General features: G+C 60.9%; 9 protein-coding genes. 7 read left to right on the top strand and 2 right to left on the bottom strand.

The genetic code is table 11. The features are described from left to right. Window positions 1-170 precede the first annotated feature (170 nt). Genes FEZ21_RS13720 through FEZ21_RS13745 form a run of 6 tightly spaced genes read left to right on the top strand, consistent with a single transcriptional unit; the run spans window position 171 to window position 8,239 of the window. A complete protein-coding gene (locus FEZ21_RS13720; protein WP_003447746.1) occupies window positions 171-1,358 on the top strand; it encodes an acyl-CoA dehydrogenase family protein in 1,188 nt (395 codons plus the stop codon). A gap of 42 nt (window positions 1,359-1,400) precedes the next feature. Then, the gene (locus FEZ21_RS13725) at window positions 1,401-3,149 is read left to right on the top strand and encodes an FAD-binding protein (protein WP_003447744.1); all 1,749 of its coding nucleotides are present in this window, start codon (window positions 1,401-1,403) and stop codon (window positions 3,147-3,149) included. Then, window positions 3,146-4,891: an FAD-binding protein gene (locus FEZ21_RS13730; protein ID WP_160627467.1), complete on the top strand. Its 1,746-nt coding sequence runs from the start codon at window positions 3,146-3,148 to the stop codon at window positions 4,889-4,891. Before FEZ21_RS13725 ends, FEZ21_RS13730 begins: the two co-directional genes overlap by 4 nt. Beyond that, complete coding sequence (locus tag FEZ21_RS13735) at window positions 4,875-5,636, top strand: SDR family oxidoreductase (RefSeq protein WP_160627469.1); 762 nt, start codon at window positions 4,875-4,877, stop codon at window positions 5,634-5,636. Before FEZ21_RS13730 ends, FEZ21_RS13735 begins: the two co-directional genes overlap by 17 nt. Window position 5,637: 1 nt before the next feature. Continuing rightward, window positions 5,638-6,669: a ferredoxin--NADP reductase gene (locus FEZ21_RS13740; RefSeq protein WP_010657404.1), complete on the top strand. Its 1,032-nt coding sequence runs from the start codon at window positions 5,638-5,640 to the stop codon at window positions 6,667-6,669. Window positions 6,670-6,688: 19 nt separating this feature from the next. Then, window positions 6,689-8,239 (top strand): FadD3 family acyl-CoA ligase, encoded by a 1,551-nt coding sequence (locus tag FEZ21_RS13745; protein WP_127195626.1) that lies wholly within the window; start codon window positions 6,689-6,691, stop codon window positions 8,237-8,239. Window positions 8,240-8,440: 201 nt separating this feature from the next. Here FEZ21_RS13745 and FEZ21_RS13750 read toward each other — a convergent pair whose 3' ends face one another. Further along, window positions 8,441-9,019, bottom strand: a complete 579-nt coding sequence (locus FEZ21_RS13750; protein WP_127195625.1) for a putative adhesin — start codon at window positions 9,017-9,019, stop codon at window positions 8,441-8,443. A gap of 358 nt (window positions 9,020-9,377) precedes the next feature. Between FEZ21_RS13750 and FEZ21_RS13755 the strand changes: the two genes are divergently transcribed. Then, window positions 9,378-14,471: an RHS repeat-associated core domain-containing protein gene (locus FEZ21_RS13755; RefSeq protein WP_160627471.1), complete on the top strand. Its 5,094-nt coding sequence runs from the start codon at window positions 9,378-9,380 to the stop codon at window positions 14,469-14,471. Between the two features lie 135 nt (window positions 14,472-14,606). On the opposite strand, the gene FEZ21_RS13760 is transcribed toward FEZ21_RS13755, so the two are convergent. Further along, entirely contained in the window at window positions 14,607-15,392 is a 786-nt protein-coding gene (locus FEZ21_RS13760; RefSeq protein WP_003445069.1) for an enoyl-CoA hydratase, read from the bottom strand. Window positions 15,393-15,419: the final 27 nt, after the last annotated feature.

The raw sequence follows: 15,419 nt of genomic DNA on the forward strand, positions 1-15,419 counted from the left end.
ACCAGCGCTGCGCAATCGATCGCAGCCTCGCGCAGCTCTTCAACCCCTGCGGGGGTTGGTGGCGTAACGCCTAGTCCGCTTTGACGATGATCAGCAGCGCGCCAGGCCGGATTATTCGTCATACAGCGCCCGCGCATTCGCGCAGCGAGAGACTGACGGAGAACAGACGGATGGATCAGATACGAGAGAAAAGTCCGATAGAGCTTGAGCTGCTGGAACGCGCGCGCAATCTGATACCTGCGCTAAAAAGCCGTTCAGCCCAGGCGGACAAGGATTGCAAACTGCCCGACGATACCGTTCGCGACATGCAGGAGGCCGGCTTGTTTCGTGCCCTGCAGCCGAAGATGTGGGGCGGTCATGAAGTGGATCTGCGCACCTTCTTTGAAATTCAGATGATCCTGGCCGAGGGCTGCATGTCCACTGCCTGGGTCTTTGGTGTGGTCGGTGTTCACCCGTGGCAACTGGCGCGTTACCCGGTAGAAGCACAACGCGATGTCTGGGGCGAAGACAGCTCCACGCTGGTGGCTTCGACCTATATGCCTGTGGCCAAAGTGACTCCGGTCAAGGGCGGATACCGGGTCAGCGGGCGCTGGGGTTTCTCCAGTGGCAGCCAGCATGCGCAATGGTGCCTGCTGGGCGGCATCGTGCCGCAAGATGAAACCGGCCCGACCGAACACGGCACCTTCCTGATCCCGGCTTCTGACTATCGGATCGAACAGAACTGGGACGTACTGGGCCTGCGCGGCAGCGGCAGTCACGACATCATCGTTGAAGATGCCTTTGTCCCTGCACACCGGGTGCAACGCACCAACAACTACAGCATCGAAGCCACCCCGGGACGGCTGGTCAACACCAACCCGATGTACTCCATCCCGTTTGCCCAGGTATTTGCCCGCGCGGTATCCACCTCGGCGCTGGGTGCATTGCAAGGGGCGATCAACGAGTTCCGGACCAACGCCGCTGCGCATATCGGCAAGCATGGCGCCAAAACCGCCGAAGACCCGGCAGCCCAGGCGGCAGTCGCCGAGGCCACCATCACCGTTGATTCGCTCAAGCTGGTGCTGATGCGCAATTACGCACACCTCATGGCGCTGGCTGCTGCAGGCGAGTATCCGGACGTTGAAACCCGCCTGTTGTATCGCTACCAGTCATCCCATGTGACCAATGTCTGCGCCGACCGGGTCAGCGACCTGCTGCGTTGCATGGCAGCCTCGGGTTTGTACAACACCAACCCGGTGGCCCGTTATTTCCGCGACCTGCATCAGGCGCGCGGGCATATCGCCAACAACGAGGCGGCCTATCGCCGCAGCTATGGCGTGGTGCAATTGGGTTTACCCAACTCGGACCCTTTTGTTTGATCGAGTAATGACTTTCTGACCTCAGCGGATGGCATAACAATAATGACGGCTCAAGTTCAGTCTCAGTCCAGCTATGACGTAATCGTGGTCGGCTCCGGTGCGGGGGCGATGACCTCGGCCCTGTTTGCTGCCGATCAGGGCCTTTCAGTTCTGATTGTCGAGAAGAGCGACAAATACGGCGGTACATCGGCAATTTCCGGCGGCGGTATCTGGATTCCGAACAACCATTACTTCGCTGCCATCGGCGGGCGGGACAGCGCTGAGCTGTCAATGCAATACCTCAAGGCCGCTACCGGCGAACACGGCGATCCGGTGCGCCTGCAGGCGTATCTGGATAACGCTGCGCCGATGATCAAAAAGCTCACCGCCAATAGCCGGGTGCGCTATGCCGTGGCCGACAAATATCCGGATTATTACCCGCAACTGCCCGGCGCCTTGCCGGGCGGGCGGACCCTTGACCCCGAGCTGTTCGACACCAGTTTGCTCGAAGAAGAACTGCCCAACCTGCGCAAGCCTTCGCCCTCGACCCTGCTGATGGGGCGTATTGCCTGGACTGCCCGCGATGCGCACAAGGCCATGGCCCGCAGCTTCGGTTGGCAATGGCTGATCTTCAGGCTGATGGCCCGCTACAAGATGGACTTCAAGTGGCGGCGCAAGAGCAAGTACGACCGTCGTGCGGCACTGGGCAGTTCCCTGGTGGCGTCCCTGCGTCGCTCGCTGATGGATCGCAATGTGCCGTTGTGGCTCAACACCGATTTCCAGGACGTGCTGCTGGACGGTGATCGCGTTTGCGGGATCAAGGTCGCCACGGGGGGCAAGATTCTCGAACTCAAGGCCCGGCGTGGGGTGATCTTTGGCTCGGGTGGTTTCGAGCAGAATCAGACCCTGCGGGAAAAATTCCTGCCGCAACCCACCAAGGCCGGCTGGAGTGCCACGCCACCGGGCAACAACACCGGTGCCGCACTGGAAGCGGGGCTCAATATCGGCGCGGCCACGGCGTTGATGGACTGGGCGTGGTGGGCGCCGACCATTGCCGTGCCCGGTGAAGAAAAACCCCGCGGCGTGTTTGCCGAGCGTGCGTTTCCGGGGGCCATTGTGGTCAACAGCCTGGGCCATCGCTTTGTGAACGAAGCTGCGCCGTATCTTGAATTCGTTGATGCCATGTACAAGGACAACCAGAAAACCGGCGGCCGCACGGTGCCGTCATGGGTGATCTTTGATGGCCATTTCCGTTTCCATTACGCCATGGGCCCGCTGATGCCGGCCCAGGTGATGCCAGACAGCCGTCTGCGCAAAGAATGGCTCAATACCCTGTACTGGAAGGCCGACAGCCTTGAGCAACTGGCCTTGCAGATTGGCGTTGATGGTGCCGGCTTGACCAGCACCGTAAACAAGGTCAATGAATACGCGAAAACCGGTGTCGACCTTGACTTCGAGCGCGGCGCCAATGTGTTTGACCGTTACTACGGTGACAGCAATATCAAGCCCAATCCGTGCCTGGCGCCGCTGCGCAAAGGTCCGTATTACGCCATGCGCCTGGATGCCGGAGACATTGGCACCAAGGGCGGATTGCTGACCAACCGCTACGCCCAGGTGGTACGTGAGGACGGCCAGCCCATCAGCGGCCTGTATGCCATTGGCAACTGCTCCGCTTCGGTCATGGGTACCAGCTACCCCGGTGCCGGCGGCACCCTTGGCCCGGCCATGACCTTTGGCTATATCGCCGCCAACCATATTGCCAGCAGCAACGTACCGGTGGCGGCGGGCGCCATCGCCGAGGCGCTGTCATGAGCCGGCCCCGTTCCGGCAGCAATACCAAAATCCTGGCCCCGTTACAGGCCGACCGCCTGGATGGCCGGGGCTGGGACTACAGCTGCGATGTCCTGGTTATCGGTTGGGGCGCCGCCGGTGCCTGTGCTGCGCTGGAAGCGCGCAGCCAGGGGGCTGAAGTGATTGTTGCCGACCGTTTTACCGGCGGCGGTGCCAGCGCCAAAAGTGGCGGGGTGGTGTATGCCGGTGGCGGTACCCGCCAACAGCAGGACGCCGGGTTCAGCGATACCCCGCAAGCGATGTTTGACTACCTCAAGCACGAAACCCGGGGCGTGATCAGCGACGACACCCTGCGCAAGTTTTGCGATGACAGTGCCGACAACCTGCGCTGGCTCGAAAGCCATGGCGCACGCTATGCCCACAGCCTGCCACCGGGTGGCAAAACCTCATATCCGGCCGATGGCTATTTTCTGTATTACTCCGGCAACGAACTGGTGCCGTCCCATAGTGGCGAGCACCCCGCGGCACCCCGCGGGCATCGCACCGTTGGCAAGGGGCAATGCGGTGCCGTGCTCTATGGCCATTTGCAAGCCGCCTGCCTGCGCGCCGGGGTACAGCCCTTGTTGCAATCGGCGGCGCGCCGCCTGGTGGTGGATGACAACGGGCGCGTGCTGGGTGCCGAGCTTTGGCGTTTGCCCGAGGGCACCCGCGAAGCCCGTGTACATGCACGTCTGGCAGCCCGTGCCGAGCGCTGGCAAAACTTTGCCCCCGGTTATTGCGATCGCCTGCGGCAAAAGATCAGCCGCCTTGAACGTGACCATGGGCATCCTGTGCTGGTCCGGGCCCGGCGCGGAGTGATTCTGAGCACCGGCGGTTTTATCTTCAATCGCGATTTGATCCGTGAACATGCCCCCAAATTCCGCCGTAATTTCAAGGTCGGTGCCACCGGTTGCGATGGTAGCGGCCTGCGCCTCGGACAGTCAGTGGGGGGCAAAAGCGAACGCCTGAGCCGGGTATCGGCCTGGCGCTTTATCAACCCGCCGTTTTGCTGGCCCAAGGGGATTGTGGTCAACGCCCAGGGGCAGCGTTTCTGCAATGAGGAAGTTTATGGCGCCACCCTGGGCCAGCCGTTGTGCGAAGAGCAGGGCGGTCAGGCATGGCTGGTGCTGGATGCGCGCTTGCGCAAGCAGGCGATCCGCCAGGCCCTGTTCGGTGGTTACTGGTGGTTTCAGAGCCTGCCGGCACTGGCCCTGATGCTGCTGCGGGTGCGCAAGGGCGATAACCCTGACCGGCTGGCCCAGGTCTGCGGCATGCAGTCCGGTGAATTGAGCAGCTCGCTGCGGGGGTATAACGCCGCTGCCCGGGGCGAAGTGGCGGACCCCTTCGGCAAGTCTGAAGGCAGTCGCCAGGTGCTGGATAAAGGACCCTTCTACGCCTGCAATATCAGCGTCGACAACCCGGTATTTCCGCTGGGGGCCTTGACCCTGGGCGGGCTTAAAGTCGATGAAAACACGGGCGCGGTGCTGGATGACAACAGCCAGCCGATTGCCGGGTTGTACAGCGCCGGGCGTACCGCAATAGGCGTGGCCTCACACCTGTATATCAGTGGCCTGTCCCTTGCCGACTGCGTGTTTTCGGGACGCCGGGCAGGGCGGGCCAGCACCGCTGGCAGTGATCTCGAACGCGATGAACCGGTGGCGGGCCAGCGGGCGTCCACCGGCACTTCTATCCAACAAGGATTGCAGCATGAGCACACGAGTTGAAGGCAAGGTTGCCCTGATCACTGGCGGCGCCAGTGGTGTGGGCAGGGCCAGCGCGCTGCTCCTGGCCCGCGAAGGCGCGCGCGTGGTGATCAGTGATATCGATGTGGCGTCAGGCCTGGCCCTGGCTGAAGAAATCGGCCCCCAGGCGCTGTTCATCGAGCACGATGCGGCCTGTGAAGTGCAGTGGACGCGGGTCATCGAAACCATTGGCCAGCGCCATGGCCAGCTGGACATCCTGTTCAACAATGCCGGAATCCTGCTCAAGGGCGACATTGAAAACACCAGCCTGAGCGACTGGCAGCGGGTGCAGCGGATCAACTCCGACAGCGTATTTCTGGGGTGTCGCGCCGCCATTGGCCTGATGAAACAGGGGGCCGGCGGTTCGATCATCAATATGTCCTCCATCGCCGGTGTGGCCGGGCGTGATGACTACGCCGCCTATAGCGCCTCCAAAGGTGCCGTAGCAGCGCTGTCGCGCACCGTGGCGGTGATGTGCCGGCGTCGCAAATATCGCATCCGCTGCAACTCCCTGCACCCGGACGGCATTCTCACCCCCATGACCACGGCCACCCTGCCGGCGGGCCTGGACCCCTGGAGCCTGACCATCGATGCCGACCCCATGGGACGCATGTGCCTGCCTGAAGATGTCGCTGCCAGTGTGCTGTTTCTTGCCAGCGACGAGTCACGTGCAATCAACGGTATCGAACTGCGGATCGACAGTGGCCAGTTTGTAATGAGTATTTGATATGAATTCACCTGCCTATATTTCTCTGCGCGTGGCACAAATCGTCACTGAAACCGCGGACTCCAGATCGCTGGTGTTTGAGGTGCCCCAGGACTTGCGCGAGCAGTTTGCCTATAAGAGCGGCCAGTTTCTGACCCTGCGGGTGCCGTTTGAAGGCGGCTGGTTGCCGCGCTGCTATTCGTTGTCGAGCACGCCGCTGGTGGATGAACCGCTGCGGGTCACGATCAAGCAGGTGCGTGACGGTCGCGCTTCCAACTGGTTATGCCAGCAGTTGCGCGAAGGCGACCAACTGCAGGTGCTGGTTCCGGCCGGGGTCTTTGTGCCGCGCCATTTCGATGATGATTTCCTGTTGTTTGGCGGCGGTAGCGGGGTAACCCCGGTGCTGTCGATTTTGCGTTCGGCGTTGATCGCCGGCAGCGGTCGGGTCCTGCTGATCTATGCCAACCGCGACGAGGCCTCGGTGATTTTTGCCGACGAACTCAAGGCCCTGGCCAGCGCCTACCCGCAGCGCCTGCAGGTGATCCACTGGCTGGACTCGGTACAAGGGATTCCTTCGGTTGCGCAACTGGCGCAAATGGCCAGGCCGTTTGTGCATGCCCAGGCCTTTATCTGTGGTCCGGGGCCGTTCATGGATGCCGCTGTCAGTGCTTTGCATGACATCGGCATGGAACATGGGCGCATCCACGTCGAACGTTTTGTTTCGTTGCCGCAAGAGGGCAGCATCGCAGCCCCGGCCCCGGTCAACACTGATGTAATCGGCAGCCAGCTCTCGGTGCGCCTGGATGGCGAGGAGTTCGAAGTGCCCTGCGCCGAAGGCGAAACGGTGCTCAATGCCATGCTGCGCGCCGGGTTGAAACCCCCCAGTTCCTGTCTGGTGGGGTCCTGCGCCACCTGCATGTGCACCGTGGAGCGGGGCAGTGTCGAGATGCTGCGCAACGATGCCCTTGACCAACAGGAACTCAATGACGGCTGGGTCCTGGCATGCCAGTCCGTGCCCAACAGCGAACACCTGCGGGTGTGCTTCCCCGAATAATCAGCCGGACGAGTGATCGATGACTTTCAGCCCTACGACTATTCCCGAGTTACTGCTTGGCGCCGCGCAGCAACACGCAGGACGTACCGCCATTGAAGAAAACGGCGTGTGCACCGACTACCGCGATTTGCCGCGCCTGGCCCTGGCCGTGACCCGCAGCCTGATGGCCCGGGGCATCGGCAAGGGTGACCGGGTGGCCATCTGGGCCCCCAATGGCCGGGACTGGATCATTGCGGCACTGGGCATTCATTGCGCAGGGGCGGTAATGGTGCCGGTCAACACCCGGATGAAAGGCAACGAGGCAGCGGATATTCTGCAGCGCAGTTCCAGCCGGCTGTTATTCGTCCAGCCGAAGTTTTTAGGCACCGACTACCTGGCCTTGCTCGCCCCGCATCGCCCGGACAGCCTTGAGGGGCTGGTGCTGCTGGGAGATGCCCCGGCCTGGAATGAATTTCTGGCATCGGGGGCCGGCGTCAGCGAAACCGACGCCAGGCAGCGGGCCGCCGGGGTCAGTGCCGATGATTTGAGCGACCTGCTGTTTACCTCGGGCACCACCGGTAAACCCAAAGGGGTAATGAGTGCCCACGGGCAGAACATCCGGGCATTCAGCGAATACGTGAAGGTGATTGGTTTGCGGGCCGGTGACCGTTATTTGGTGATCAACCCGTTTTTCCATGCTTTCGGCTACAAGGCGGGCTGGTTGACGTGCCTGCTGGCCGGGGCAACCATTTTGCCGCACCCGGTGTTTGACGCCGAAGCCGTCTTCCAGCGCATTGCGGCCGAGAATATCAACGTACTGCCGGGGCCGCCGACCCTGTATCTGTCGATGCTGGCGCACCCCAAACTGGCGCAAACCGACCTCTCGAGCTTGCGCATTGCCGTCACAGGGGCGGCGACCATTGCCCCGAGCCTGATCGAACGGATGCGTCGCGAACTGGGCTTTGCGGTGGTCACCACGGCCTACGGCCTCACCGAGTGCGGCGGCCTGGCCACCATTTGCAACCCGGATGACCCGGCGCAGACCATTGCCAGCACCAGCGGGCGGGCCATTGCCGGCACCGAAGTGAGCATCCGTGATCCGCAAAACCGGGCCCTGGCAGCGGGGGATACCGGAGAAATCTGCCTGCGAGGTTTTCACGTGATGCAGGGTTACTTTGAAGATCCCCGGGCCACAGCCGAAACCATCGACAGTGAAGGCTGGTTGCACACCGGCGACATTGGCCAGCTGGATACTGCGGGCAACTTGCGCATCACCGATCGCCTCAAGGACATGTTTATCGTCGGGGGTTTCAACTGCTACCCGGCGGAAATTGAAGCGGGCCTGATCGAACACCCGGCCATCGCCCAGGTGGCGGTGATTGGCGTGCCGGACGAGCGCATGGGCGAAGTGGGCTGTGCCTGTGTGGTGCTGCGCCATGAGCAGCGGCTGGACGAAGCGGGTCTGATTCTGTGGGCCCGGGAACACATGGCCAACTACAAAGTGCCGCGCATGGTGAGGTTCTACGAGGCGTTGCCGGTCAATGCATCGAACAAGGTGGCGAAGAATGAGCTGCGGTCCCTGATTGTTTAGGAACCGCATTTCGATTGCCCGTTACGCTGTTGCGTGCAACTGCCGGGCCGGTTGGCAGGCAGGTGTTTGGGGCTAACCACCACAGCACCTGCGCTCTGCTCCCAAGCGCCTGTCCCCCCGCTTGAAACCGCAGGGTCAATAATCAGCTCTGGCAGAAATACATGTCCGGGTCATGGCAGCAGAACCTTCGATCGGTTTTTATTAACCGAACAGGTACTCCCAGGCTCGGTCGTAATACCCTTTTTGCGTTTGAGTACTTCGAACCACCTCGTCATAAATCTGAGGTTGTTCGAAATACAGTCGCTCACTGCCACGGTGCCTGTAAACGGCCCTGCAATGTATGCAGTGAATATATTTAATGGCTGGCCGGTAAATTGATATCGCTTCAAAAACCTCTTGCATATAGGTTCTTGTGATGACACCGATCACATCATGATGAGCAGTGGGTAATGCCAGCTCTGATTCGAATGCGTTGCTCAGTGTGTAGTTAAACGTGGTGTTGTCTGCGTGGATGAATTCTTTAGGATTAATGTTTTTAGGTTCGCGTGCGGGGTTGTAAGTACTGTTATTCAATAGCAGGCGCCACCCCACGTCGGTGTTTGTATCTTCAGAGTGGTAGGCGTAATAAACCAGTTTTCTTCCTTTAGGCACAATCACCGGTGTCGCATAGGCCTTCTGAGAGCGTCTGATGCCTCCGTGAGCGAAGAGAATGGCATGCTCCGCCGCAGGGTTGATCGACTTGATGAAAACAAATTTATGCCTGTAAATGATGCCGCCCATCCCCGTCTCCCTGGGTAATATATCGGTCATTGTTTAGTTGTGGTGAGTGGCAGGTGGCCGTTCATTGGATGCCATGGGCAAATTTCAATAGGGTTATTGGCAAGTCTATAAATGAACGGTTGCTGTTCAATGTAGCAAGTCTGCAGCCTGGTAAGTTAGCGAGTAAGGAAATGTGCTTATATAGGATTACTCTCAAAGTTTGTGTGGGTGCAGCGTTCTGAACTCTGCTGTCGTTGAGGAACTGATCCGGCTCTCATTTCTTTCTGTAGCGGCATCACTTACAGCCCTTGCTCATTGTTACCCTCAAGTCAGAGATTCTATTTTGCGACTCCTTTCAGCGAACCAAGGAGTAGCGAACATGCCTGATTTATCTGAGCACACCCCCGATATCCAGTCCGCCGCCAGCCTGCTCAGCAGTGGCGACGTATATTCCGGGGCCTACAACTTTATGAGCAGCATCAGTGCCGGCGTCGATCCGCGCACCGGTGCGTTCTCGGCCTCGATAACCCTGCCCACCGGCGCCGCCAACGATTTGCGCGGGCCCATCAGCCAGTTGCGCCTGAGCCATAGCCCGCTGATGGGCGAAGATCAGGGCTTCGGTCTGGGCTGGATGCTCGGCACCACCTCCTGGGATGGCGCCAGCCAGCAGTTGCAACTCAATTCCGGCGAGCGTTTTCGCGGTGAGATTGTTGGCCAGAACATGCGCTTTCCCGATGTGCGTTTGCCGGTAGTCGCAGTGGCCGTTCAGCGTCAGGAAATGTGGGTCCGGCATAACGACGGCAGCTGTGAGCGCCTGATTCCTTTGCCGGGGCATGCCAGCCTGTGGGTGGTCAGCACCCTGGTGGGCGCCGATGGCAGCGCCTTGACCTTTGACTGGCGTTCGGTCGGCAACGCGGCGTACCTGCAAAAAGTCAGTGATGCCCAAGGCCGCACTGTGCTGGCTCTGGCCTACGAGGGCGTGACAACCCATCTGACCTTACAGCCGGATACCCCCGCACAGGTGGTGATGTCTTTTCACCGGGTCTCCGGGCAGTTGCGCCGGGTGACGGTGGACGGCCTGCCCGATAATGGCTGGCAGTTTGAATACACCCGCGGTGATTCAGGTCTGTTGCTGCTGAACAAATGCACCCAGCCCACCGGCAGCACCGAGGAAGTGACTTACAGCGAGGCCAACGGCCTCAACCTGCCTGCAGGGGCGCCGTTTGCGCGGATGCCGGTTGTGATCCAGACCCGCAAGGACCCGGGAGATGGTCAGCCGGTGCAACTGGTTCGTTATGACTATGGGCTGTATGGCAGCAACAATTACTTCGGCTGGCCGGCAGTGCGTCAATGGCGCAACCGCGAAGACAATCTCTACCACCTGACCGGGGGCGGCGATTTCCTTTATGGCTCCACCGAAACCCTGATGGATGCCCGGGGCACGCCCCTGCAAACCATCAGCCGCACCTTTAACCGCTTCCACCTGCTGACCCGCGAACGCACCTTGCAGGGCCAGATCCTGCAGGAAACCGAGACCACCTATTACGACGAGCCCTGGCTGCCCATTGCCCGGCAACTGCCTTACTTCCAGTTCCCGCACAAGGTCATTACCCGCAAGGCGCAGCTGGATGGCCAACGGGTGCTGCGAGAACTTGTTACCGAAGAAGAAACCCGCTACGACGAGCTGGGTAACCCGGTGTGGCATCGCAATGCTCTGGGCGCAATTGAAGAGTCCGAGTACTACCCGGTGAGCGGCGAGACCGACAACTGCCCGGCCGACCCACTGGGCCGCATCACCCGTCTGAAAAGTCGTACGGTCAGCCCGCCACCCGGTACCGAAGGCCCGGTCAAACAGACCCGCTACCGTTATCAGGCGCTACCGGTGCGTGGGGATGCCCCGGGGTTTGCATTGCCGACTTTTGTCCAGAGCAGTGAAGAACGTTTGTTGCTGGTTGAGGGCGAGAAACGCACTGAATTGGGCCGTTCCAGCCAGACCTTTATCAATGCTCCGGCCTCGCCCCATCACGCTCGCATGCTTAGCGAAACCAGAACCGTAGAGGGTAAAGGCACCACCCGGGCCTACAGCTATACCCTGAGTCTGGCCCGCAACACTCGATCAAAGGAGCGGGCGGTACTGCAGGAAAACGTCACGATCACCAGCCACGACGGACATAAATCCAGCTCCCAATCCTCACAGGATCTGTACTCGGGGCTAATGGTCACCGAACAGACCGACGAGCAGCTGCGCATGGCCTTTGCCCACGATGCCCTGGGGCGTGTGACTCAGGAAGTCGCAGCCCCGGATTCGGCGTTCGAGGCTGAGGTCAATTGGGCCTATTCGTTGTCGGCCAGCGAGCGCTGCCAGACCCGAATCGGCGCTTCCGGGCGTAAGGAAACTGTCTGGCTCGATGGCATGGCCCGGGAAATCCGCCGTGAAAAACAAACCGACAGCGGTACGACCTATACCGCCTGGACCGCGGAATATGACGTGCTGGGCCGGGTGTTCCGTGAAACAAGCTACGACCCGGGTAACGAAGACGTTCCGGCCCTGAGCCTGACCACTGAACGCACCTTTGATGACTGGGGCAATGTGCTGACCGAAACCGGCGCGGACGGTGTCACCCAACACACTCTGGCCGACCCGGTGGCCCTGACCGGCAGCAGCTGGCAGACCGACGCCAATGGCGTGGCCGGGGCCAGAACCGTGACCACCCATACTCTGGATGGCAAGCCGCTGACCGAGCAATTATTTTGCGCCCAAGGGGAGTTGCAACACACCTTGCGCTGGAGCTATGACGGCCTTGGCCGTTGCGTCAGCCAGTTCGATGCCATGGGCCGGGAGACCCGACAGCAGTGGGATGTGCGGGATCGGCTGGTATCGACAACGCTGCCTGATGGGTCGCTTATTAAACGCACCTACGCCGAAGGCCATGACGGCGATTTACCGGCCACGGTATCGATCACTCATCCGTCGTTGGGCACTAATGAAGTCCTGCTGGGCGAGCGCAAATATGACGGCCTGGGCCGACTGGTGTGGGAAAAGGTCGGGCAGGGTGTCTCCAAATGGGAATATGCCGAAGGACAAATCCACGCCCATACCCGGATTCTGCCAGATGGAACCCGAGTGCAGAGTGAGCGCCAACCGGAACTGGGCGACGCATTGCTGTCGCTGCAAGCGCCCGGGATCAGCGTATTCAATAAATACGATCCGCTAAGCGGCCGTTTGCTGGAATCCCGGGGCAATCTGGGTCTGCAAAAAGATCACTGGTCTCCCTCAGGCCAACTGACCAAAGCCGACTACGCCTGGTATGGCGACCAACCACGCTCGCAACAGCAAAGCACCACCCCTGCGGGAAAAGTCACGCGCCTGACCGATGCCGACGGTGCCGAACAGCGCTGCCAGTACGACGAATTGGGTCGCTTGATTCAACAGCAAGGCCCCGATGTAACCGTCAGCGTGACCTACGATGTGGCTTCGCGGATTCACCAGCAGCGAACCCAATCAAACGATGGCTCGCGGGACATGACCGTAACCCTGGGCTACGACAGCCTGGGTCGCCCGGCCCGTCGTGAAACGGCTACCCGCACGCCCACCCAGCTTTCCCTTGAAGTTCAGACCCAGCAATGGCGTAAAGACGGCAAGCTGACCCAGCGTGAACTGACCCGTGACGGTGTTCTGGTGCGTAGTGAAAGCTTCGACTACGACCTGCGCGGACGGGTGATTGCCCATCGCCTTGCAGGCCCGTCGTTGCCCGACGATGCCCACGGCAAAACCTACCGCGAGCAGCACTTTCAATACGACGCCCTCGACAACGTCCTGCGTCTGGAAACGGTCTTTGCCGACGCCAGCGCCAACAATGTCAGCGTATTCGGCTACAACCCCGCCGATCTCACCCAGCTGCTCAGCGTCAGCCACAGTCGCGCCGATTACCCAGCACCGGTAACCCTGGAGTACGACGCGCTGGGCAATCTCAAACGCGACGAGCGCGGTAATCCGCTGCACTACGACGCCTTGGGCCGACTCATTGGCGTCAGCCTGCCTACCGGCGAACGCCGCTGGCACTACGGCCCGGCGGGCAACATCATCAAGACCGAAGACTCTACCGGCCCGCGCTGGCGCTACCACACCGGCGGCCAGCTCAGCTGCGAGCTGGGTGAAAACACCCAGACCCGCTGGGTACGGGCCGGTGACGTCCCGGTGGCAGAAAGCCGACTGGCATCGGCAGTGCGCGAAGTGATGCTGCTGGGCACCGACGCCCAAGGTTCAGTGACCACAGAAGCCCAGGACGCTATCCACACCCCCGTCTACAGTGCCTACGGCGCGAGCGCACCGGGCATTGGCAGCCTCGGCTACGCCGGCGCCTTGCGCGAACAGGACAGCGGCTGGTACTTCCTGGGTGATTACCGCATCTATAACCCGGTGCTGATGCGTTTCCACAGCCGTGACAGCCTCAGCCCCTTCGGCGAAGGCGGGCTCAATGGCTATGCCTATTGCGCCGGCGACCCGGTCAACCGCATCGACCCGTCGGGCCATTCGTGGCTGGACTGGCTGTTGCCGGCGGCCGGCATCGCCCTGGCCGTGATCGGCACCGTGGCCTCCCTGGGTGCGTTGGCAGCGCCCACTGCGGCGCTGACCGCCAGCTATGTAACGGCGGTCACCACCGCGACCCTGAGCGTGGTATCGCTGGCAGCGGACGTGGCCTCGATAGCCTTGCTGGCCAGTGGCAATGAAAACGCCGGACGGATTCTGGGCTGGGTGGGCATGGCAACGGGGCTGGCCTCGGCGGCCCCGTCGATGGCCGGGGCTGCGGCCAAGGGAGTCAAAAAGGCCGGCAAGTTCGTGGGCAGCTGGCAGTACAAACTGCAACATGCAGGGGGCAGGGGTCAGGGGTTTCCACCCGGCAGATTCCAGCCCTTGAGCCTGCGAACTCTGGCCTTCCAAGCCGTGGATCAGGGCGAGGCATGGCGCGCAATTCGCCATATGGACATTGCCGGATCAGCAGACCCATTGAGCCGTGCGGCTCCTGTTTCGGCCTATAACCACAGTATCAGCAGCATGGAGGCATTCAACGAAGTGCGAGCCTACTATCAAGGCGCACATCCAAGGCCAACATTACCCTTGCCACTCAATACTGTACCCGGTCACACCGTTACCAGCGGCGGTGTCAATTTCCCTGTGTTCGCCAACAATCCATCTTATGTCCGTGAGGTCAGGGTAATCGCAACCCATGGCCGGGCCAGAAACCTGCCAGTGGATTTGTACATCAACGGGATCGATCCTGAGAGCTTGAGAACCTTCACCCCGGAATTCAGAAGGCATGCAGCAGGTATCAGTTTTCAAACTATGCAGAATCCGGTCAACAGAGCGTTTTTTGATTATGTGGTTCCTGTTGCTGCAGACGAAGTCGCCTGGACCATAGGCGGAGCGTTCAGGACAAATTACTTTAATAGTTTCATGAATGTACGACGTTAGGTCAGCTCTGGAATAAAGCGGCTGGTGCGTGCCGGGCTAACCTGCCGCAGTTCATGAGACTGCGGCGGGTTTCCTGCAGCGACCTTGCTGATTGCGTGGATCATCGCCAGCATTGTCTTCGAAGCGCGCGCGCCCTTACTTGCCTTCAAACACCGCCGCACGTTTTTCAATAAACGCCTGCATGCCTTCCTTCTGGTCCCGCGAAGCAAACAGCAACGCATTGGCTTTACGCTCCAGGGCCAGGCCGGTCTCCAGCGGGGCATCGACCCCGGCCAGAATCACTTCCTTGATTTGCTCGGCAGCCAGTGGCGGCATCGCAGCGATCAACGTCGCCATCTTCAGTGCCTGGGCCTGCACCTGGTCATCATCCACGAGGTCGCTGACCAGCCCGGAGATCCAGGCTTCCTCGGCGGTGATCGGCTGCCCGGTCAATGCCATGCGCATGGCTTTGGCCTTGCCCACGGCGCGCACCAGACGCTGGGTGCCACCGATTCCCGGCATGATCCCGATGCGGATTTCCGGCTGGCAAAATTTCGCGCTGCGCCCGGCCACAATAATGTCGGCCAGCATCGCCAGTTCACAGCCGCCGCCGTAGGCGTAACCGCACACCGCCGCGATCACCGGCTTGGGGCAGTGCTGGATGGGGGCCCAGACCCGCTCGGTATGGCGCTGGTAAATATCGATCGGGCCGACACCGGCCATGCTGTTGATATCGCCGCCCGCAGCAAACACCTTGTCGCCGCCAGTCAGCAGGATGCAGCGCACTTCGGGGTTTTCGGCCAGCTCTGTGAAATAGCGTGACAGCAAGGCTTGCAGCTCAAGGCTCAGGGCGTTAGTGGCCTGGGGGCGATTAAGCCGCAGCAAAGCGACGCCCGGGGCCGGGAATTCAAGCAGTACCGGCGCGGCAGATGGGTCTGACATGGGGTTCCTCATTAACAGGGGCTGTCA

Source organism: Pseudomonas sp. 9.1(2019) (genome assembly GCF_009910445.1).
Lineage (GTDB): Bacteria > Pseudomonadota > Gammaproteobacteria > Pseudomonadales > Pseudomonadaceae > Aquipseudomonas > Aquipseudomonas paraversuta.